We start from the raw sequence: 22,618 nt of genomic DNA, 5'->3' as shown, positions 1-22,618 counted from the left end.
CGTAATCGTTAAAAAGTAAGGTTAAGGCCAACTGTATATTGTTTCGAAGAAGGGTAGGAGCCCTCGTCAATGCCAAAAACGATCTGGCTTGCATTAGCGCTATTGTTCCTGCTTACTTCGGGATCAAGTCCTGAGTATTTCGTGATCGTAAACAGGTTGGTAGCCTGCAGGTAGAAGCGCAGCTGCTGCATTTTGATTTTCTTCAAAAATGCCGGTGCAAGCGTGTAGCCGAGCTGCACGTTTTTGGCACGCAGGTAAGAGCCGTCTTCTATAAAATAGGAGTTAGGCACATTGATCGTACTGAACGAGCTGGCGTTTTCCTGGATTGGCGCGGTGGCATTATGATGCTCCGGTGTCCAGGAGTCGTACAAGGCTATTTTGCTCTTCGCACCAGAACGTGATGAGTTGAAATCACTCCACCAGCGGGTCTGGTTCCAGATCTGATTGCCCTGCACGCCATAGAAGAAAATGCTCAGGTCCAGTTGTTTGTAGTTAAATGCCAAATTCAAACCGTAGCTGAAATCCGGGTTTGGATTACCCAGCATCTGGCGGTCGGCAGCCGTGATCTGTCCGTCACCATTGATGTTTTCGTAGCGGAAACGTCCCAGTGCTGCACCGTCCTGGTATACCGCATTCGGGTCGCCGGTCTGCTGCACAGCCTGTGCATTGGCAGCCGCGATTTCCTCATCCGAATTCCAGAAGCCGATCACTTTATAACCAAAAAACTGTCCGATTGAATTTCCTACGCTGTTGCGGACGATGGATGCACCGTCGAAGCCGCGGCCTTCGAGATCAAAATAATTGGTATTATTCGCGACTTTTAGGATTTTGTTATTATAGCTGGTAAAAGTCAGCGTCGCATTCAGTTTCAGGTCACGGCCAATGTCAAATTTGGAATTCACCTGCAAATCAATCCCTTTGTTTTTCATCTGACCAATGTTCACAAAAGGTACATTACCACCTCCCTGGGTACCGATCAGCGATGGATTGAAAAGCAAGTCCTTGATATTCTTGACGTAATAATCGGCGATCACGTCCAGCCGGCCTTTGAAAAATGTGGCGTCGATACCAATGTTGGTACTGATATCTTTCTCCCAGATCGCGTCCGGGTTTCCGATCTGACTTCTCTCAAAACCTTCCAGTGCGCCCGTTCCACTTGTGCCCGCAAGGTCGTAGTAGGAGCTGCGGCGGTTGGAGGTGTAAGTAGTAAATGCATTGCCGGAGCCCACATTGATCTGGTTACCCATCACCCCGTAGTTGGCGCGGATTTTCAGGTCGTCGAGCCATGGAATGCCCTGCATAAAACCTTCCTTTGAAATCCGCCATCCTGCGCTCACCGCCGGGAAATACCCGTAGCGCTCGTTGATAAATTTCGAGGAACCATCGCGCCGGAGGATACCGCCGAGCAGGTATTTGTCATTATAAATGTAATCCACCCGGCTGATCAGCGAATAAAGCGCGTCGAGCGAGCGGCTGCTGTAATTGCTGCGCGTGCCCGAGCCGGTGCCGAGGTTCATGTAGTTGGGATCAAAAGAAAAGTAGCCCTGCGTGCTGCCGCCCAGCTCCCAATATTTGTTGTTATAAGCCTCGGTACCAGCAGCTACCGTCAGCTCATGCTTGCCCATGGTTTTATGGAAGGTCAGCAAGTTGGTCCATGTCCAGTTGAAGCCGCTGTAAGAACCTTCGTTGTACGTATTGGTATTGCTGTTTTCCTTGTTTTCGTAGCTGGGAAAAGAAAATGAATTCCAGCGGCCGGAGTAATTTTCACCCCCGAAACTCGTCCGCAGCGTGAAGTAGTTGAACAAATCTACTTCTGCAAAAACGTTACCAAACAACCTGTTATCCAAACCTTTATCATAACGCGTGCGGTCACGCATCGCTACCGGGTTAAATGCGTCGCCCATGCCTGTGGCGCGGCTGCCTGCGTAGTTGCCCATGATGTCGTAAACAGGAATGATCGGCTGCATACGGAAAGAAAACGCGATGGCCGAGCCGCCGTCAGATGTCGAGCTTTTCGGGTTGTCGGAAATCGAATACGCCAGGTTTTCGCCGATGCGGATGTGCTTGCCAATGTTATATTGACTGTTCGAGCGGAGCGTATAACGTTTCAGATACGTGTTGGTCAATGCACCCTGCTGGTTGAAGTAATTCATGGAGAACAAATAACTTCCCTGGTCGCTGCCGCCGCTGAGCGAAATGTTGTGGCTCGTGGAAGGCGCCGGTTTGAAGATCTCGTGAAACCAGTCGGTACCCGATTTATTGGCTTTTACAATCTGGTTAAATGTATTGAAATCGTCCACCGAAGTATAATTCGGATTTACATAATATAAATCCGGATTGGTGCCGGGATCGCCTTCTTTGGCACCGGTGGGCAGAATGTAGTCGGGGAGCACGGGCGTTTGTCCGTAGCCATACTGGTCGTCGCCCAATGTCAGTCCGGAATTTTTCTGAACTTGAAATTTCAGCTGCGCTTGTTCCTGCGGGTTCAGCGTGTTCCAGACATTCCCGCGCGGCGGTGTTTGCATCCCGAACCACGCGCTGTAATTCACCTTCACCTTGTCCTTGCCTTTCCGGGTAGTAATGATAATTACCCCGTTTGCAGCCCGCGAACCGTAGATTGACGCCGAGCCGGCATCTTTCAACACCTGCATGCTGGCAATGTCATTCGTGTTCAGATCGGCGATGGAAGTGGTCGGTACGCCGTCGACCACATACAAAGGATTGTTATTGCCAAAAGTATTGAGACCGCGTATACGCACCTGCGGCGCATCGCCCGGCTGCCCGGAGCTTACCACCGTCACACCTGAGGCGCGCCCCTGCAACTGATTGGTAACCTGACCGTCAGTGGTCTGTTTCAGCTGGTCCACATCCACGACCGACACCGCGCCGATCAAATCTTTCTTCCGCTGAGCGCCATAACCGGTCACAACCACTTCCGAAAGTGTCGAAACATCCGGCTGCATCTGCACGTCGATCGCCGAGCGAGCGCCCACCATAATTTCCTGGGCAGTGAAGCCGATGAAGCTGTAAATCAGGATCGATTCGTCGCCGGCTACGTTAATGCTGTAAGTGCCGTCAATGTCGGACATTGTACCGTCGCTGGTACCTTTCACGCGGATCGAAACAGAGGGAAGTCCCTCGCCTTTTTCGTCGGTGATCTTTCCTTTAATGGTCCGCACAATCGCCTGCGCATCGGTCTGGTTTTTTTCAGTTACCTGTCCGGTATGCGGCTTCTCCGTCACCCCGATCATGTTCCCAACCTGCCTGAATTCCAGGTCGGTTTGTTTCTCGATCATTTTCAGGATGGCCGGGATGGGCTGACCCGATGCGTAAATGGTCACTTCGGGCGTCTTCCGCAAGAGTTTTTCGTCAAATGCGAAAGTGAGCCCGGTTTGTTGTTCAATTTGTTTGAGTACCGTCTTGACGCGCGTTTGCCGCACATCCATGCTGACATGCTGCGCCTCGGTTGGCCCTGCCATCAGGAGGGCGGTTGTCAGGACATTAATACCCAGGATGAGCGTAGAAATGCGCATACATTTTTGGAGAAAGGGGAGCCCCCTATGGTAATATTTCACCATATTTGTCTGATGTTTAATGGTTAAGAGCTGTTAAACTGCGTCCACCCGCCATTCATGGTTCCAAGCATTGCCTGGCGGAGGACATTCCGATACCGGGGACATGGCCGTGTTCCCGGTACTCTCGGAACCAGCCTTCCTGGAAAGCCAGCCCGCATTTTTTTTGGATTACTATCTGACGACTATCGTGCTATCGTTTAGTTGTGAATAATTAAATTTCTTCGAGAAGCCCAGCACTTTCAGCACATCCGCCAGCGGCTGGTCGTGCAGTGTGAGCGATATTTTTTCGGTCAGCAGATCCGGTTTTTCCACCACAATGTGCTGCTTGTATTTTCTTTCCAGAGCATGAAATATCTCCGGCAAAAGCTCGTCTTCGAAAACCATCCGGTTGTCTTTCCAGGGCGCGATCGCCGGTTTGCTGATCTCGTTCACCTGAATTTTTACGGCCTGCTCAGGTGCTACCACGGCCTGCTCGGCAGGGAGCAGCATGACTGCCGGATGCTCCGGTTTGTCCCGCAGCGTCACGCCGACCTTCCCGGTTTTGACTGTCACTTTAATGTCCGGATCATTGCGGTAGGCTTTTACATCAAATGAAGTACCCAACACCGTAATGTTCAGCGCTTTGGCATGTACGATAAACGGTTTGGTTTTATCATGGACAATGTCAAAAAATGCCTGCCCCTCCCGCAGTACCACCTCGCGGGTCTTGCCTGAAAACGATTTCGGGTAAGTGAGCGTGGAACCGGCATTCAGCCAGATATGCGAGCCGTCGGGTAGCTTGATATCCAATGTTTTACCGAGCGGCGCCTGTACCAGTTGCAGCGCTGAACTTTGTGTTTTATGGGTATTTTTTAAAAACAAAAAACCAGCGATCACCACTGCCGCGGCAGCAGAAGACCAGAATGTAAACCGCCGTACCCAGTGATATTTCAGTACAGGTTCGTCGCGGTTCTGTAAGGCTTTCAGGTTATCCAGCATGCGGTTCCTGATCGTTTCACCACTTTCTCCGACCGGCACTTTTACAACCTCCGGCTGAATTTCGTCAGGCGTCATGTCCGAATTTGCATCCTGACTATCATACCATGCGTGCAGTTGCTTCTTCTCTTCCTCGGTAGCGGTACCGTCGAGAAATTTTTTGGCAAGCTGTCTGATGTAATCCTGTGTCATTGCAAAGCGGATTGGCCCTTTGCAGCACATAGAGGGAAGTTTGAAGAAAAACCCCTTAGTCGTTTTAAAAAATTGTTAAATATTTTTTTGAGACTAAATAAGGCTGCCGAGCAGAAGCCACAAGGAGAAGAGAAAATGTGTCACGCCGCTGAGGTTTTCGCGGACGATCTTTAATGCTTTGGTTAAATGTGCTTCTGCGGTTTTGGGCGAAATGTGGAGCTCTTCGCAAATGTCCGGGAGAGAGCGGTCCTGTAATTTGTTGTACTGAAAAACCAGCCGGCATTTCTCCGGCAGGCGGTTGATAAGCCGGGTAATGATTTCCAGCAGCAGCCGGTTTTCGATTTCCTGATCCATAGAAACCGAGGTGGCCGTTTCCAGCCTTACCGCCCGCTGCACTTCCTCTGCCTGCTTCGATTTGGCGAGGTAGCGGTACACTTCGTACCGCAGCATGGCAGCCAGGTAAGGTTTCAGCGACTGAATTTCCAGCGTATCGCGTTTGATCCAGAACAACATAAAAGTATCCTGGGTAACCTCTTCCGCCGCCTCGGCCGATTTCAGCATGCGGTGCGCCGAATGATACAGCTTTTCCCAGTAGCGATGATAAATTTCATCAAAAGCCACCTCCGCATCTTCCCGCAGCATGGCCAGGAGTTGATCGTCCGAAAGATGGTGATGATGGGTTTTCATTGCGGTCACAGTCTGGCCAAATGTCTGTCACCAAATATATACTAAAGGAAATTGAGATATCGTATGATTTTTAAAAATGCAGAATAAAAATATGCATGATTGCGATGTGATACTGTTATTGAATCCGTAAGTTGTAGAATTTCAATATTTTATTCTGTTTTACTGGATAAGGATTTTAATTTGTGGATAAAGCGATAAAAAGAACTGCCGGCGAGGAAAAATCTCCGGGCCGGCAGTTCTGTAATCTGAAAGTGAATGCGTTTTGGAAGCGAATAATTTACTGGATCGTAACTTTAATCATCGCATTCACGCCCGGCAGCGTCGTGAACTTGTTGGGATTCGGTACCGGCCCGATCGCTTTACTTTCGCTGAGCGGCGTGCCGGCCAGATTAAATTGCGTGATGCCCGCGCCAGGGAACTGGTTGATCGCCGTGCCGTTGTCATACAGTCCTATCGATCCGGAAAAGTCGCCGCTCGTGGTGCCGTCGATGTCGTTTCCGCTCGTCGAGAAGAACCAGTCGTTGGAAAATCCATACATGGTAGCCACTGCCACCCTGTCGCCCGCGCCGAGCGTAAGCGGCTGGGAAACTTTGCCGCCTGGATTGCCACCGATTTTCGGCAATAACACCGTGCTGGTCGGCTCTTTGAGCACATACACGTTTTTAATGTTGCTCTTCATTTTCAGTGAAGCTGCCAGCACGTCGGCATTCCCTTTTTGAGCAAGTTCTTTCAAACCTTCGCCCCGGTCGTTTTCGCCTGATTTGAAAAATGGATTTTCATTTCCCTGGTACACCACCACCAGAATCGGCGATAGCGGCGTAAAAATGCCGGTTTGCGAAGTCAGCCAGGTATTCAGCGGCGCATTATCTCCCATTACGGCAATGTGCGTCAGCGCGTCGGTAGTTGCTTTGCCTTCCGAATAAATCGGCTCGGGAAGCAGCAGGTTACCACCGGCAACATAAGAAATCGCCCAGACGCCCGGACTGAAAGGTGTTTCATTTCCGGTGCCGCCCGACTGGTTTTTAATCGTCACTGTAAACATCGAGTTGCCATCATAAGTCATCGAAACGTTCATGAGCTGCGAAGTGGCCAGAAAGGTGTGACCATAATCATCAGTACCTTTTACTTCCTTGATATTTTTGAGAGAAGCCTCAGCCGTACCCGGATGCATCAGGCTCATCCCCGGCACGCCGTTTACCCGCGTACCGTTGTCCCAGAGTTTGATCTGCGCAGAAACGTCGCCGGTGATCGGCGTACCGTCGTCCTCATACAATTTGATACCCGGATTCGCCGGCGCGAAAAACAAATCGTTGCTCCAACCATACATCGTCGCGAAGGTCAGCCGCTGGTTTTTGGCCGCTGAAAATGAGAACGATACCGACTGTCCGGGCATGATTACGGGCGGCGTGCCCTCGCCTTTGAATGCGCCTGACTCCACGAGCGGCTTGCTGTCGAGGACATTTTCGATGGTAATGGTTTTGGCAGTAGGCTGCGGATCGTGGTCCTTGGTGCAGGCGCTGAAAATCAGGGCAGTAAGTGAAAGCCCGAGCAGTGGTTTGATCATGTCTGTTTCCTTTTTAATGTTTCGGATGATGCAAAACAACTGACAGGGTATCCCAGCGTCGTCACGGATTTATAACAAAAGTATCACAGCACATTTTCGCGCGGTTTTATTCGTAAACTTTGCAGAAAATCAGTGTGATATGGATACCAAAAATGTGCTGATCGTTGAGGACGATACCAACATTACCGAGCTGCTCTCGATACATTTGTCGGACCTGGGCTGTAAAGTGATCCCGGAAAAAAACGGGCAGAACGGACTGACCCGGGCGCAGGATGAAAAATTTGACCTCATCATTCTGGACGTGATGCTTCCCGGCCTGAACGGTATGGAAATCTGCCGCAAAATCCGCCAGACGGACCGGCAGACGCCGATCATGATGCTTACCGCACGATCGGAAGAAATAGATAAAGTGATGGGCCTCGAAACCGGCGCCGACGATTACCTCACCAAACCTTTCAGCGTGCGGGAGTTCATTGCCAGGGTACGCGTCATTTTCAGAAGAAATGAAGAAAAAGCACGCTACGCAGCGCCGGTAAGCCAGCTGATCAGCATTGCGGGGCTGGAAATTGATATGGATAAACGAAAGGTCATGCTGCGCGGCGAGCGGCTTGACCTGTCGCCACGGGAGTTTGAGCTGATCGTCCTGCTGGCGTCCAATCCGGGCAAAAGTTACAGCCGCAAGCAGTTGCTGAGCCTGGTCTGGGGTTACGATTTTGAAGGATACGAACATACGGTCAACACCCATATCAACCGGCTGCGGGGCAAGATCGAGGCCGACGCTTCCAATCCACTATTTGTACTAACTACCTGGGGCATCGGCTACCGGTTTAACGAAGATTTATAAAAATGTCTGTAAAAACGATCGGCGGCAACCTGCTTTTCTGGAAAATAAGCGGCGTTTTCGCAAGCATTCTGATCATCCTGGGAATCGTTTTTGTGATGATCGCCTCCCGGTTTTCGAAGTCATACTATATGACGGCTCACCAGCAGTTGTTTGGCGGCATCGCCCAGCATTTGGCCACATTTACCCAGCCCATCAAAAACGGCCGGCCGGATACCACGGTGACGCACGACATTATCCATTCCACGATGGTGGCCAACCCGAGCGTGGAGGTGTACCTGCTGGATACGCTGGGCAACATTACCGACTACGTGGTGCCTGAAGCGACCGTGCAGATCAATAAAGTGGATATGTCCAAAGTGCGGGAGTGGCTGGCGGCGGGTGTGGCTAAGCCCTTGGGCGACAATCCGAAACATCCCGGCGACGCCAGTATTTTCTCCGTCGCGCCGGTGCTGGAAAATGGAAAAAAAGTCGGGTATGTGTATGCCGTGCTCGCAAGCCAAAAGCAGATGGAGATCCTCGCGACATTGACGGATGACCTCAATTTCAGGCTGGCCGCCTACATTTTTTTCGCCGCCCTGCTCGGGGTGTTTGTCGTCGGGCTGCTCACCTTTTTTCTCATTACCGACAGCATTTGCATCATTACCGGGGTGGTCAAAAGATTTAAAGACGGTGACCACTCGGCGCGCGTCCATGGCTATGCCAAAGGTAACCTTGGCGTGCTGACCTCCACATTCAATGATATGGCGGACGTGATCGTGGATAACATTGAAAAAATCACCGCCACCGACCGCCTCCGGCAGGAGCTTATCGCCAATGTTTCGCACGATCTACGGACGCCGCTTTCGATCATGCAGGGTTACGTGGAGACATTGATGATCAAAAAGGAAACACTCTCGGCCCCGGAAAAAGAGCGCTATCTATCCATCGTCCACGAAGGCGCGCGGAAACTTTCGGGGCTGGTCGACCAGCTTTTTCAATATTCCAAGCTGGAAGCCAATGTGGTGGCAGTGCAAAAGGAGATATTTCCGCTCGGCGAGCTCATTTCCGACATTTTAAGTTCCTACCAGTTAAAGGCGGGCGAACGTAAAATCGTGCTGTCACTGGAAGCGCCACCGGTTCTGCCGCCCGTTTTTGCAGACATTGCACTCACCGAAAGGGTATTTCAAAATCTGCTGGATAATGCATTCAAATTCACACCCGACGGCGGGCGGATCACAGTAAGCCTTACCGAAACCGGCACTGGCGTGCGGATACGGGTCGCGGATACCGGTGTGGGTATTGCCAAAGCCTATCAGGAGCAGATTTTCGAGCGGTATAAACAGGCCGAACTTTATCCCTCGGGGCAAAAAGGTACCGGGCTCGGGCTAGCCATCGTTCGCAAGATCCTCGAACTGCACCAAACGACCATTGAAGTGGTGAGCGAGAGTGGAAAAGGCGCGGCATTTGAGTTTGTCATGCACCGGTCTTAACTCCGGTCGAACCTTTTTTTGGAATACTTTTTTAACTTGCCTTGCCATATATCTCAACTTCACCCTATGGCATTGCACAAATACCTGCTACTTACCTGCGTTACCTTATTGCTTTTCTGGGGCTGCCAGGATAAAGAAAAAGTACGCGAGCTCGACTTACGCGAGCAGCAAATCCTCGCCCGCGAAAAGGGATTTGCGATCAAAGAAGCAGACTACCAGTCGCTTCTGCGGATACGAGACAGCCTTTTTGCCAAAAAAGATACCGCGATCATCATCCAGCGCTGGCCCGACGACATTGCCGGGCTATGGAGCAGCAAGTCGGTTTGCAGGGAGTCCAATTGCAGTGAATATGTCATCGGCGACCAGCGTTCCAATTCCTGGGAATTTGTGAGCGACTCCACGGGATTGTACACCCGCGTGATCAACAACAACCAGGTGGTGCGGGTATTTTCGGCGAAGCTGGACAGTACCCACATTCAGCTGCATTTTCGCAGCGATTCTTCGTCGGCCAAAAACCTGGAACTGACCGTAGACCTCAACCGGGAAAATCCGAGCCTCATCAAAGGGACCCAAACTGCGGGCATTGATAAATCGTGTAATGCGAAATTTTCCATCGAGCTGAACCGCCTGACAAACCGCTAAATTATGCCGCTGCTCAACATTCACATCGGCAGTTTACCGATAGAAGACCCTGTCCTGAAATTTCTGCTCGAACTGATCATTATTCTCGGCGCGCCGCTGCTGCTGAATAAAATCAAAGTCCCGCACCTGCTTGGCCTGCTGATTGCCGGGGCTGTGGTAGGGCCGAATGGTCTGAATTTGCTTTCGCGCGACAGCAGCGTGGTCGTCACCGGTACCACCGGCTTGCTTTACATTATGTTCCTGGCCGGACTTGAAATCGATATGGGCGATTTTAAGAAAAATATGGGCAAGAGCATCACATTCACGGTTTTCACCTTTGCCGTACCTTTTATCCTGGGTATGGCAGGCGGATATTATGTGCTGCATTTTTCACTGCTTACTTCTGTGCTTTTTGCCAGTCTTTTTTCTTCACATACCCTTATTTCCTATCCGCTGGTGAGCAAGATGGGCATCGCTAAAAACCTTTCGGTGAACATTACCGTGGGCGGCACGATGCTGACGGATGTACTTTCGCTGCTGGTACTGGCGGTGGTGGTGGGGATGACCCAAGGTGAGGTAAACAGTGCATTCTGGCTGCGCCTGGGGTTTTCAGTGGTCGCATTTAGTCTGGTGGTATTGTTTATTTTTCCAATTATCGGGAGGTGGTTTTTCAAGAAAGTCGACGATAAAATCTCACAGTACATTTTTGTGCTGGTGATGATCTATCTCGCCGCGGTACTGGCTGAGCTTGCCGGGATCGAAGCGATCATCGGCGCATTTTTCGCGGGGCTCGCGCTGAACAGATTGATCCCGCACACCTCGGCACTGATGAACCGCGTCGAGTTTGTAGGAAATGCTATTTTCATCCCTTTTTTCCTGATCAGCGTCGGCATGTTGATCGATTTCACGGTCTTCTTTAAAAGCCTGGAAACATTGATCGTTGCGGCGGTAATGCTGGTGGCGTCGATCGGCGGGAAATATGTGGCGGCGGTACTCACGCAGAAAACATTCCGGCTCACAAAAGATGAGGGAATGATCATTTTCGGACTGAGTTCTGCTTCTGCGGCGGCTACTTTGGCGTCGGTGATGGTGGGTTACAACATTATTGTTTCTGAGAATGAAGTCGGTGAGCCGGTGCGTTTGCTGAGCGAGCACGTGCTCAACGGAAGTATTCTGCTGATCCTTATTTCCTGTACGGTATCATCATTTGTATCGATGTCGAGCGCGGCCAGGATTGCACAAGCAGATAATGATGCCACTGCCTCAGGTACGAACCAGGAATCTGAGAACATTCTGATCGCGGTGAATTATGAGGAAACGGTTGAAAAAACAGTCAATCTTGGCTTGCTTATCAAGGCGGCGAATAACAAAGACAGGCTTTTTGCACTGAATGTGATCAATAATGAAAAGAATGAATCTTCTGTAAAAAATGCGGAGAAAACATTGCACGAGGCGGTCACTACGGGTGCGGCGGCCGATGTGCGTATCCAGCCGCTCACCCGCTATGACAGCGATGTTTCCACGGGTATCAGCAATGTGATCAAGGAACAGAAAATCACCGATCTGATCCTCGCCTTACAGCCGGATAAAGGTCTGACGCCATCTTTGGTATATAATCTCACCAACGGATACCTGCAAAACGACCATGTCAACACGCTGATCTATCACGCCGCGCAGCCGATTTCGACTATCAAAAAATACATTGTTCTCATTCCGCCCAAAGCCGACAAAGAGCCCGGTTTCTTTCATGCGCTGCTGCGTGTATGGAATATCGGTAAGTCATCGGGCTCGGAAATGGCATTTTATACCAGCGGCCCGATCATTGATATCATTGAGCGGGTGGCCAAAAAATCGGCGATCGAGTTGTCGCTGCATACCATCGATTACTGGGGCGAAGCAGAGCAGGCAGCAATAAAGCTGGTGGCGGACGAGGGATTGATTGTATTTATGGCTAAACGCGGCATGGCTTCATTTTTTCCAAGAATGGGCCTGATGCCCGATTTTCTGAACCAGCATGCATTGCAGAATAACTTTCTGCTGGTGTATCCATTTTCACAAAAGAATAATGCGGATGAAACAGAGAAGCGGTCCGTCAGTAACCATGACGATTTTGTCGAGATCGGACGAATGATCGGGAAGATTTTTCCGGGGTAGGGAAGTGATCCCCGTCCACATTCAGGCCGGATTTCTGGCGATGGTCAGCGTATTGTGCGTGATTACCGCGGATTCAAGCGCTTTTCTAAATGCTTCGCTGCTTTCAAATGCGAGCTGCTTCACCGTGCGGCTTTCGTAATTAACCTGAAAGGCGTCTTCTTCAAAAGGCCAGGGGCTGACGATCAGCTCGCCGGGATTGCGCATTCTGAGCTGATACGATTTTCCGTCCGGACCGTTGCTGATTTCCATCAGCCGCTCCTCGGGCTGCATCAGTTGCTGGCAGATGATCAGGGAAAACGCATCGCAGAATTCCAGAAGCTCATAGCTCGACTTTACCTGGGCTGCCGATGTTTTGGTTTCCTTGATCCAGATTTTTTCCTTCTTGGCCAAAGCGGCGCAATAAGGTTTTGCTTCCGTCTGCTCGCCATATAAAAAGCGAATGTGTGTCGCGATCAGAATACCGACGTACCGACCTTTTGCCAATGCTTTTGCCACCAAACGATCACAATAGGCGGGTTCAAAGGGCACCATCTTGAAGTTTTTCGGGCCTCCGTTTGGGTGCACAATTTCCGGCTCGGTCAGCTCGTCATTTACGTCATCGTGCTCGGCCGTCGCAATCAGCGTTTCTACCCAGCGCTCGGGCTGCTGATCTTTTTTCCAGCGGCCGCAAATCTGCGCTGCAAGCAAGCCGTGCGACCGCTGGGTAACGATGGACCAGCCTTCTTCGGTGTAATTTACAATCACTGTCTTACGCTTTTATTTGCTGCTAACTTCCCTGAAATCCGGTTTTTGAATTGAAAACGCTTTTGACGGACGTTTTACGGGATCGGCCAGCTCATTCATTTTTGAATTGATGACATATACCTGGTTATCAGCCAATGTACTTGTGCTTGGCTGCTGGTAGCGGTCTTCGGCTGCCGTAGCGCCGGTAACATTGGCAGTCGCCCAGTCGTCGGTGCTGGCCAGTCGGAATATCTTGTCGACACCTTTGTTTTGCACCACAATCAGGTTGCCGGCGGGATCGAAAAGGAGTCCGTCGGCACCAGGGAAAAATGTTTTAATTTTAATCACAGAAACCTTCGTGGGATCAGCGATATCCACTTTCAGCAGCGCACCCGAACCATTGTTATCCACTACCAGAAAACCTTTCGGGTGAAAAGCAATGCCATTTAAGCCGACATCAATGGATTTGAAAAGATCATTTTTTGCAAAAATCGAAGCTTTTCCAGCTTTGTCAATTTTATAGATCACAGGGTTGTAGCTGTCCGTCGCGTACAGGTTTCCTTGTTTATCAAAAACAATATCATTGATAAAATGCTTTCCTTCAACCAGGTTTCCCAAGTCCACATCCTGCACTTTTTTATGCGTCGAAATGTCGATCGCGATCAGCCTGCCCATCTTTTTCGCCGTGGCCGGCTCGGTGAATTTGCTGTAATTGGCATCTGATACGCAAACCCAGAGCAGCTTATTGTCGGGGCTGACTTTCATACCATAAGTCGATTTTAAAGTGGTATCCTTAAAAACCTCTTCATATTTTCCGTCCATACCCACCCGACCGATTGTAGCCGTAGTGACCGAGCCCATATAAAAATGTTTGTCGCCAGGATTATAAGCGACGCCTTCGGGATATAGCCCCGGTTTTTCAAACTGGATTTTTGCAGTTTGGGCAAAAACGGGAAACAAGGTAAGCTGCAAAACTGCGGTTTTGATCAATGTGTTGATGAAGTGCATGACAATAAGTTTATAATGTTATTTGGCTGGCGCAATGCAATAGATATTTCCGTTCTCATCGTCGGAAACAAAGATTTTCCCCGAGTCGGCAACAATGATCCCGGCAGGTCTTCCGAAACGCGTTTTGCCGTCTTTACTCAAAAATCCGGAGAAGAAATCGTCCACAGAAACGGGTTTTCCATTTTCAAAATGAATGCGTTGGATCTTGTAACCTTCCGGATTTTTCCGGTTCCACGAGCCGTGCCACGCGACTAATGCATCATTCTGGTAGGCCTGAGGAACACCGGGTTTGTTGCCGATAAACCTGAAATCGATCGGAGCGCTGTGCGCCGGGAAAGTCATCACGGCCGGTACCGTATTTTTCGCGTAGGCTTCTTTGGTGGTGCCCGACGGATCTTCGCGGGTTGGGTCTACTTCCTGTTTCCCAAAAACCCAGGGCCAGCCATAGTCGCCATTTTTTTCAATTTTGTTCAGCTCTTCCGGGGGAATTTCGTCGCCGCGCCAGTCGGTACCATTGTCGCAGCCCCAGATATCGCCGGTCTGCGGTTGCCAGTCGAAGCCGATCGTATTCCGTAACCCACGTGCAAAAATCTGGCGGCCGGTACCGTCTTCATTCATCACCAGCATGGTCGCATTCTCCTTGTTCGTTTCGCCGCAGTCGTTGCAGGTGCTGCCAATGGTCATGTACAGTTTGCCATCCTTCCCAAATGCCAGCATGCGGTTGTTATGCTGGGCGCCTTCCGGCAGGTCCTTCACCAGCGTCGCGGTGTCCGACAACATGCCGTCGCTGCCAATTTTCGCTCTTTTAATGATTTTGCTGGATGCGAGGTACAGCATGCCATTATGCTGGGTGATACCATGCACATCGGGGAATTTCATGACCGTTTTGAGCTCGTCGAACTTCCCGTCATTGTCTGTGTCTTTCAGCATCAGCACGTCGCCCGCGTCGCGGCGGGTCACATATAAAATGCCCTGCTGTGTTACCGACATAATCCGCGGCTTGCCAAGGCCGGAAGCCACCAGCATGACCTTGAAACCGCTCGGTACCACCAGGTTTGATACCATACTTTCCTTAAAATCGAGGTGCTGCGGGTAAGCGGTGTTGACGGTTGCGGTGAATGGTGTTTTGGAAGGAAGTCCTTTTTGCGCGATGAGCAAATTCCCGAGCTGGCCAGCGGTAAATAGTGTTGCAGTAAAAAGTAAGTTTCTGATCATGGATGAAGTGCTTTTATAAAAAGTGAGCGGGACACTTTCGTATAAAAAGCTTGCCTGCCATGCGTCAGTCACGACGAGCAGCGATGCAGCACGTACTTCGGCGACAATAAGCGGATTTATTCGATTGGTAAAACGATTGAAATCGTGGTGCCTTCGCCCACTTTTGAATTCACGGAAATCAGCCCGGCGTGATTGAGGACGATTTTTTTGCAAATGCTCAAACCGATGCCGACGCCGTCCAGCAAATGTTCCGAAGGCAGCTGGGCGAAAATGTTGAAAATGGCATCTAGTTGCGACGAATCGATGCCCATACCATTGTCGCGCACGCTGATTTCGACATATTCCTTACTGAGCAGCAAGGCTTTTTCCTTACTGGAGGGAATGTAGTCCCGGGAAGTTATGGCGAGCTGCAGCGGCTCATTCCGCCTGGAAAATTTCACGGAGTTATCGATCAGGTGCCGGAAAAGCTGGTCCATTTGTGCTGGAATAGCGACAATCTGCGGCAAAGTCCCGATCTCTACCGTCGCATCTTTGAGGGTTAGCTGTTCATTGATATCCGTGATCATGTTTCTGACCAGTAAATCAATGTCCGTCAGCTCAAATACGGCATCTTGTTCATCGAGGTTTGAAAAGCTGACGAGGTCACGGATCAAGGTCGAAAATCTTTCTGCGCCACGATTGATCCGCAAAGCAAGAAGCTCCGCCTTCCCAGCATCATTAGAGCGGAGCGACTCTACCAGCATCCCACTGAAAACACGGAGCTTACGCAGCGGTTCCTGCAAAGTATGGCTGGAAATGTGCCTGAATTGCCGGTTTTCGTATAACGAATTATTCAGCTGGCGGTTAAGGGTTTTTACCGTATTCCCGCTTTTTTCCAGCAGCTCTATTTGTTGTAAATGGAAGGAGATCAGGTCGGTGAAAGCGGTGAACATGCCGGTGATGGCGACGTCTTTCAGTTGCCGGGGCTTGGGATCAATCGCGCAGAGTGTTCCGAAAAATTCACCGGTTTTGAGAATGATCGGGTAAGAAATGTAGCTCTGGAAACCGTACAAAGCTGGCGTGTGGTGATTGCAGAACATTATATCGTCCTGAACGCTGTCGATCACGACCGGCTGGATCGAGTCGCGGATTTCGTTGCAGATGGTGGTTTCAATGCTGAGTTCACTGCCGGGGACCAGGCCAAATTGAATGTCGTCGCGTACGCTGCAGGTAATCCACCGGGTGTCGGTCACCCGCGCCACTGCGGCAAAGCCCATCCCGGTTGTTTTGCAGATTACGTCCAGCATGGTGGGAATGATAGAGATTTGCCTTACACGGTCAATATCCTTCTGGTAAACGTCCTCCAATTCCTCCATGAAACTCCCTTATCTTAAATTGCTGCGGCAGGAAGTAAACTTAAAGGATTATCGAGTCGAAAAAAAGTGTTTGTCGCCAATGAGGTTACAATAAATTTCCCGCCTGCAAAAGTATTTTCAGTTCCTCGCCCAGCTGAGCGATGGAAGCTTGTTTTTTGAGAAAACCGATACGAAGCTGCGTCATATTCTCATTTTCCGCGTCGGTATATTCCATACCTGAATAAAGGTACATTTTCACGGCTTCGAGCAGGGGAAGTCCGCGCAGCTCGGCAATGCAATTTTTACCCTCCATTTCGACCAGGCGCCCATCTACAAAAATAAAATCCGGGACACCGATCCCATCCTGTCCATAGAATTCGACAGCCTCCGCACATGTTTGAAAATAGTGGCAGGTCACGCCGAGTGATGTATGGGATAGTCCCAGTGAAAACAGTTCGTATTCTTCCTGGTCATCGTCAATCAGGACACAGGTTGTAGATTTTGTCATTTTTTAGGTTAGAAAAATATTTTTGTTGTCAAATTCAAAATAGGGGCACTACTGCTTTTTATTTTACCGACGGAAACCGGATCCTGACCAACGTTCCCTGTCCGGGTTTGCTTTCCATATCCATGGTAGCCTTCATCAGCTCGCAGATTTTTTTCACGATGACCAAACCCAGGCCTTCACTTTCTTTAAAAACCGTGCTCTTATTTTTATCAACTTTGGTGGGGACGACCGACTGCAGCATTTTTCCTTCCTGGTAAATCGCCGTGGTATGTATGGAAGGTTTCAGTTGTTCGGCAAAAAGCGCCGCGGCACTGTTTTCGGCAAATCCCGGACCTGTATCCTGGATGCTCAGTATCCAGCGTGAATTACTTTCATTGGCCCAGGAAATAAACACGCCGCCTATTTCGGTGTATTTCAAAGCATTGTGAACCAGATTCTGGAAAATGCGCTGCACGAGGATCGGGTCGCTGTGGACGACCATCTTTTCCGGTCCTTCTCCTTCGAGTGAAATTTGCTTTTTCTCCGCCAGCGGTAATGTGGTCCTGATCAGCGATCGCAGTAGTTCGGATACGTCAAAATCCTTATTTTCAATGATTTCCTGTCCCGCCTCGATCTTGGAGAAATCAGTCAGCTGCAAAAGCATATCACGGATCGAAACCAGGTTTCTGTTCAGCATTTCAAAAATTTCCGCGCGCTCTTTTTCCGAGGCAGGCATATCCCACATCTGCGAAGCCATCATGGCAATGCTGAAACTGGAACGTAAATCGTGGGCGCTCTGGCGGAGGTGTTCGCTGCGTTTTTTGTTCAGTGTCTGCAGCTGCTCCAAGGCACTTTGCAGGTTAGCGGCCTGCTCTGCGGCAGAAGTTTGCCTTAATCGATAATAGTAGCTTACACTTCCCCGCACCGAATCGGCATAAGTGCGCGATAACTGGCTGTACATGGCTGTCACCGACGCCAATCCAAGCTTTGGATTTTCTTCTACGAACTTCTGGACATATTCCTGAAGAATCCTGAAAAGGTGCTCGAATTCTATGATCAGCTCGTGCAGATCGTAACCCGCCTGCCACCTGTGCAACCCGTGCTCACTGGCAATGTTGATCACATCATCACTTTCCGTGATACCGAGCAGGCGCTGTTCGAGAATATCCAGGAGGACAGGTACCTGATCATTAAATTCTTCTCTCGAGAAACTGCCTTTGCTGGAAAGGGTAGCATCCCGGATACAGGCCTCGCGCCAGCTGTTCAAAAATGTCTCCCGTCGCGAGTGAAGGTATGCTAAGAGTTTGTCAAAAGATTTGTCTCCGGTTGCTTTCGCCATTTGTTATCGCCTTTTTATCTCATTTTAGAGAAACATGCCCGGTTTTCCCGGTTGAAACATGATTCAACGAATAACAAATACCGTACCGGTCAGCAATGAATTTATTCAACTTATAGTCCGGAGTGCCAAACAATCGTCGAGCATAAGCTGAGCTTTGAAAAGCGCGATGGCGGATTCTTCGTGCAGGACCCGGCTTTTTTTGTCAAAACCATCATAATCCCAGATGCCCGCCTGGTGCCAGATGTGCAGGTTATCCCAGTCCGGCCGGTCGATGATCGGGTAGAGGCAAACGCCGAGCAGCGGCACATCCCGGCGGAGTAATGCTGCACATTGCTCACCGATCATATCGATCCACAGCGGGCGGTCTTCTTTCGGGTGACTGGTTTCTGAAATGATCAGGGGTTTGCCATAGCGCTGGTAGGCGTTTTCGATTAAGTCGGCGAGTGGCTTCCAGCGCGGGTCAGGAACCGGATCGTTCCAGCCAAGAAACTGGAAGCTGCCCGTGATCCATTGGTTATTGTAATAGTAATTGAAACCGACAATGTCGACGAGCTCTTCATAACCCCCGAGTTCCGGGCATATTCTTCCCAAAAGCATATCCAGCGACTGGAATTGCAATTCATTTTCCTTTTCGGCTTGAAGCGTATCTTCCCACGTGGGGAAAAGGCCGGGTACCATATTGACGAGCGGCTCGGTCGTAACGATTCTTACCCGGTCACTGGCCATTTTCATCGCCTGCGCGCCGCCTATAAACTCTTTTGTCAGGGCATACTTGACATCCCAGCCATTTTTACGGCAATACGGTACGGTGCCGCCCGCGTCGCCCCCCAGCCAGGAAAGGAAGCTCACTTCATTGACGGGCGTAACATATAACATTTCGCCCGGATTGTGCCGGGTATAACATTCCAGAAACGCCAGGCAGAGCGAGACAAAACGCGAATGGAATTTCGGGTGAAAAGGGGTAAGATCGTCCGGGAAACCAAAATGGCAAACATCCCACAACTGCTGGATGCCCAAATCTTTTGCCGCGACGATCATTTCAATTACCTCCTTAAAGTCGTACTGATAGGGCTTTGGCTCTACCACACTCCACCGGATTCCTTCACGGACCGTTTTGATACCCAGTGCCGAAATCCGTTCATAATCTTCCCTGATCAGCTCGATGTGCGCCGTTTCCGTCAGCAAATCGACCCGGTCACCAAATGCGTTCAGCTGATCGGCACATTCGAAGCCCGCCATCCAGAAGGATTTGAACGGCGCTTCGCTGCCATCAACTTGCATTTTTCAGCTCACTGTTAAGGATTACCTCTTTTTTGCTTAGCATGGCCGAGCGCATCAGGTCCGTCATCGCCAGGAAGGTATGTTCCCAAGATTTATCGGCCAGGTAATCATCTACCGCATCAAGCCAGGCTGGATTTTCGATATTTTTCAGCTGTTTTTCTATCGCGGATATAAAGGTATCAGCATCCTCACCGATGCTCACAAGCCCGTTTACTTCATACGGATCGATCACGTCTCTGATCGCCGTAGACACCACCGGCCTTCCTGCTGCCAGGTACTCGGGTGTTTTGGTCGGGCTGATAAAGCGCGTCGATTCATTTAGCAGAAAGGGGATCAAAGCTACGCTCCAACCCGAAAGGTATTCAGGCAGCTGCTGGTAATTTTTTCCTCCGAGATAGTGAATGTTGGGCGCCTGGGGCAATGTTGCCGGATCGATTTTAACCACCGGACCAATCAGCACAAATTGCCACTCCGGCTTTCGGGAAGCGATCTGGTCAATCAGGTCACGGTCGAAGCGCTCATCGATCACACCATAAAAACCCAGTTTCACACCATCGATAACCGATTGGTCGGCAGGCTCTTCCGTAGTAGTCCGGGCTTGCTGGAAATGTTGTTTGTCGATGCTGCTGGGAAACGGAAAAATGTTGGCATGCGCCGTTTTCTTTGCTTCATACAATGTTAGCCCGCCGGTGAAAACAACATCCGCCCGGGAAAAAAGCTGCTGCTCCATAAATTTGATCTTGGCCGGAGCAAATTTGAAAGCAGATAACTCATCCATACAATCGTACACCACCAGTGCCGGCTCGAAATCCCTTGAAAATTCGAGGGCCATCGGGGTGTAATACCAAAAAGTAAAATTAGTACTGTCACGCTCGGCAAAAAATTCGGTCAGTAGCGACTCCATCGTTGCCAGTATGAAGTTTTGCGAACTTCCGGCCGGCAAATGCGGCACACAGAGCCAGAGCCCGGGAAGTTTTTTTTCAATTTGCATGTAAGGTTTGCCGGGCGCATCCAGGATAGGCTCTTCCAGAAAAAACACACGCCCGTTTTTAGCGAAACGCGACATCAGATGCTGGGGTCTCTGGTAAACAAAATCCCATCTCAAATGGGAGAAGCAAAGCAGGTCATTGGTTACGTTGATGTTCATAGGTGATCGATGTCAAATTAAAGAAGCCAGTCATAAAGAATTATTGTGCCAGCAGCAGGCAGCCTGCGCGGCCACAAAGGCAAGAGATCGCACCATTAAACAAAATCCTGCAAATCAGCGATTTGCAGGATTTTGCCTTTTGTCCGCAATGTTATTTTTTTCAAAATGTTGTGCATCCTGGGGAAACCAAACTACAACGTGCTTTTGGCAACAACATGCTCTTTTTCCCGGATCCACCCTGCAATCTGCCCCGCAATGATTTCCCAGCCCGGCTCGCCGCAGATAAAATGTGATTTATTTTCAAAAATCAGCAGGCTTACATCACCGCTTTCTTCGTCTTTGTAAGCATTATAGGTCTTCTCAACCAGCTCGTAGGGGATGATATGGTCTTCTTTTGCGCCGATGAACAACATGGGTACATGCGGCGTATCGAGTGGGATTTCGCCGTACTCTCCCAGGCAACCGCGCAATACATTTCGGCTGTCATAAGTCGCCGTTTCTTCGAATGCGGTCCGTGCAGTTGCTTCGTCCAGAGTGTTACAAAAGCTTTCGTGGAATGTCTCGGAGGTATGCTTAAAAGGCTCGTCACCTTTAAACGGATTTGTGATCGCTGCCACGTTTTTGAAAAACGGCCAGTCGAGCGTCATCATTTTGTTGGGCGCCACCGGGCAGATCGCGACACCAAGGCTCGCCAGGTTTTTGTTGACAAAGATCTGCGCAAGCAAGCCACCCACCGAATGCCCGATCACAATCGGTTTCTCGTTCACATCCTGCCGTCCGCCGCCTGCGTCAATTACCACCTGTTCGATGGCGGCGATCACATCTTCCAGCATCAGGTCGCCCAATGTGGAAGGCGTATTGGCCCGGAGCGCGGCCGGGTTGCCGATGTGGTCCGGCCAGGAGGGCACAACACAATTGTAACCCAGCTGCTCAAAATGATACACCCACCTGTCCCAGCTTTTGCCATTCTGGAACATGCCGTGTATAAAAACGATGGTCTTCTTCATGGTTTGTTGATTTAAGTGTACGCTGCGTTACAAAAAACACAGACCATATCCGTCCGTATCTTTTTTGGGAAATTCATCCTCAATTCTTAGAGCTACAAGTTGTTAGCCATTTTTTGTGGGGAAATTGACGTGCAAAGTTTTCAGCTCTGCCCAATCTGAGAATCAGAATAAAGAACTATTTGAAAACGAAGAATGCCCGGCACAAACCGGGCATTCTGCACTATTTAAACTATGCTATCATTCAGCCTATTCTGGCTTCTGACCATCCGACTGGCGTTTCTTCCGGTCGCTTCTTTTCATTTTGCCGTCTTTGGACGATTTAGAATCCATGGTCGCTGAGCTGCCATCTGTGCTGGTTGTCGAAGACGAAGTAGCTGGTGTTTGGGATTCTGGCGTAGTAGCGCCGGTGGTACCAGTTGCCTGCGGCCATGCCGAAGTTCCTCCCGCGCTGTTACCCTGCGACTGTGTGCTGTTGCTGCTGTTCTGTCCGGTGGTGTCTTTTGACTGATTCATTTTCATATCATTCGTTTGTGACATACCTGTTCCGTTGCGTGTAGTCGAAGGCAGCGAGTTGGTTTCCTGTACTGCGCCCTGGTTTGCAGGTTTCTGACCTTGAACCGTGTCGTTGGTTTGTGATAATCCGGTACCGTTACGGGTAGTAGACGAAGTAGAGCTTTGCGTAGAAGTCGATCCCTGCGTCGAATTCTCTTTCATTTTAGTTTGGTCTGTCGTAGTCTGTGCGTAAACTGACCCGGCTGCTACCATTAGCATCATGGCCACACTCATTGTTAGCTTTTTCATAATCTTGTTTTGTTAATGAAGTATTTGTTGTTAATGAAGAATTTTGAATGCACGGTTTATAAAAAATCATGCTAGGAGATTTTAATGTTCTCCCAGCCTGCACTTCATACCAGCAGGTTACCACTTAAAGTGATGTTTTTCAAAATACTTTTTCCTGCGCACGATTCTTGAAGAAGCCCCCGCAAAACCTTTCAA

General features: G+C 49.9%; 18 protein-coding genes. 4 read left to right on the top strand and 14 right to left on the bottom strand.

All coding sequences use genetic code 11. The features are described 5' to 3' along the window. Positions 1-8 precede the first annotated feature (8 nt). The 4 genes from FEN17_RS07710 to FEN17_RS07695 form a co-directional block, all read right to left on the bottom strand. Complete coding sequence (locus tag FEN17_RS07710; protein WP_138364688.1) at positions 9-3,533, bottom strand: SusC/RagA family TonB-linked outer membrane protein; 3,525 nt, start codon at positions 3,531-3,533, stop codon at positions 9-11. Positions 3,534-3,746: 213 nt separating this feature from the next. Then, on the bottom strand, positions 3,747-4,742 hold the full coding sequence (locus FEN17_RS07705) for a FecR family protein (RefSeq protein WP_171037869.1): 996 nt from the start codon (positions 4,740-4,742) through the stop codon (positions 3,747-3,749). Between the two features lie 93 nt (positions 4,743-4,835). Then, positions 4,836-5,429: an RNA polymerase sigma-70 factor gene (locus FEN17_RS07700; RefSeq protein ID WP_138364686.1), complete on the bottom strand. Its 594-nt coding sequence runs from the start codon at positions 5,427-5,429 to the stop codon at positions 4,836-4,838. A 277-nt stretch (positions 5,430-5,706) separates the two neighbouring features. Further along, positions 5,707-6,993, bottom strand: coding sequence for a spondin domain-containing protein (locus FEN17_RS07695; RefSeq protein WP_138364685.1), 1,287 nt, complete (start codon positions 6,991-6,993; stop codon positions 5,707-5,709). A gap of 139 nt (positions 6,994-7,132) precedes the next feature. Between FEN17_RS07695 and FEN17_RS07690 the strand changes: the two genes are divergently transcribed. The 4 genes from FEN17_RS07690 (at position 7,133) to FEN17_RS07675 (ending at position 12,081) form a co-directional block, all read left to right on the top strand. After that, positions 7,133-7,837, top strand: coding sequence for a response regulator transcription factor (locus FEN17_RS07690; protein WP_138364684.1), 705 nt, complete (start codon positions 7,133-7,135; stop codon positions 7,835-7,837). A gap of 2 nt (positions 7,838-7,839) precedes the next feature. Then, positions 7,840-9,306, top strand: coding sequence for a HAMP domain-containing sensor histidine kinase (locus FEN17_RS07685; RefSeq protein ID WP_138364683.1), 1,467 nt, complete (start codon positions 7,840-7,842; stop codon positions 9,304-9,306). 66 nt (positions 9,307-9,372) lie between these two features. Beyond that, positions 9,373-9,948 carry a hypothetical protein gene (locus tag FEN17_RS07680; RefSeq protein ID WP_138364682.1) on the top strand — a complete coding sequence of 192 codons (576 nt, stop codon included), beginning with the start codon at positions 9,373-9,375 and terminating at the stop codon, positions 9,946-9,948. A 3-nt stretch (positions 9,949-9,951) separates the two neighbouring features. After that, positions 9,952-12,081, top strand: a complete 2,130-nt coding sequence (locus FEN17_RS07675; RefSeq protein WP_138364681.1) for a cation:proton antiporter — start codon at positions 9,952-9,954, stop codon at positions 12,079-12,081. Positions 12,082-12,102: 21 nt separating this feature from the next. Here FEN17_RS07675 and FEN17_RS07670 read toward each other — a convergent pair whose 3' ends face one another. From FEN17_RS07670 to FEN17_RS07625, 10 genes are all read right to left on the bottom strand, one after another. Beyond that, positions 12,103-12,825 carry a DUF3891 family protein gene (locus tag FEN17_RS07670; RefSeq protein WP_138364680.1) on the bottom strand — a complete coding sequence of 241 codons (723 nt, stop codon included), beginning with the start codon at positions 12,823-12,825 and terminating at the stop codon, positions 12,103-12,105. Between the two features lie 12 nt (positions 12,826-12,837). Next, positions 12,838-13,812 carry a DUF6923 family protein gene (locus tag FEN17_RS07665; protein ID WP_138364679.1) on the bottom strand — a complete coding sequence of 325 codons (975 nt, stop codon included), beginning with the start codon at positions 13,810-13,812 and terminating at the stop codon, positions 12,838-12,840. 18 nt (positions 13,813-13,830) lie between these two features. Further along, positions 13,831-15,027, bottom strand: a complete 1,197-nt coding sequence (locus FEN17_RS07660; protein ID WP_138364678.1) for a PQQ-dependent sugar dehydrogenase — start codon at positions 15,025-15,027, stop codon at positions 13,831-13,833. A gap of 116 nt (positions 15,028-15,143) precedes the next feature. After that, positions 15,144-16,382: a sensor histidine kinase gene (locus tag FEN17_RS07655; RefSeq protein ID WP_138364677.1), complete on the bottom strand. Its 1,239-nt coding sequence runs from the start codon at positions 16,380-16,382 to the stop codon at positions 15,144-15,146. Positions 16,383-16,467: 85 nt separating this feature from the next. Next, positions 16,468-16,869, bottom strand: coding sequence for a response regulator (locus tag FEN17_RS07650; RefSeq protein WP_138364676.1), 402 nt, complete (start codon positions 16,867-16,869; stop codon positions 16,468-16,470). A gap of 58 nt (positions 16,870-16,927) precedes the next feature. Continuing rightward, the gene (locus FEN17_RS07645) at positions 16,928-18,187 is read right to left on the bottom strand and encodes a sensor histidine kinase (RefSeq protein WP_138364675.1); all 1,260 of its coding nucleotides are present in this window, start codon (positions 18,185-18,187) and stop codon (positions 16,928-16,930) included. Positions 18,188-18,292: 105 nt separating this feature from the next. After that, positions 18,293-19,468 carry an amine oxidase gene (locus FEN17_RS07640; RefSeq protein ID WP_229208726.1) on the bottom strand — a complete coding sequence of 392 codons (1,176 nt, stop codon included), beginning with the start codon at positions 19,466-19,468 and terminating at the stop codon, positions 18,293-18,295. Continuing rightward, entirely contained in the window at positions 19,458-20,615 is a 1,158-nt protein-coding gene (locus FEN17_RS07635; RefSeq protein ID WP_138364674.1) for a glycosyltransferase family 1 protein, read from the bottom strand. The genes FEN17_RS07640 and FEN17_RS07635 overlap by 11 nt, the downstream gene beginning before the upstream one ends. Positions 20,616-20,806: 191 nt before the next feature. After that, positions 20,807-21,622 (bottom strand): alpha/beta hydrolase, encoded by an 816-nt coding sequence (locus FEN17_RS07630; RefSeq protein WP_138364673.1) that lies wholly within the window; start codon positions 21,620-21,622, stop codon positions 20,807-20,809. Between the two features lie 246 nt (positions 21,623-21,868). Next, positions 21,869-22,423, bottom strand: a complete 555-nt coding sequence (locus FEN17_RS07625) for a hypothetical protein (RefSeq protein WP_138364672.1) — start codon at positions 22,421-22,423, stop codon at positions 21,869-21,871. Positions 22,424-22,618: the final 195 nt, after the last annotated feature.

The sequence above is a fragment of the Dyadobacter luticola genome, from assembly GCF_005860805.1.
Classification (GTDB): Bacteria; Bacteroidota; Bacteroidia; order Cytophagales; family Spirosomataceae; genus Dyadobacter; species Dyadobacter luticola.
This window is presented reverse-complemented; position numbering and strand designations above follow the sequence as displayed.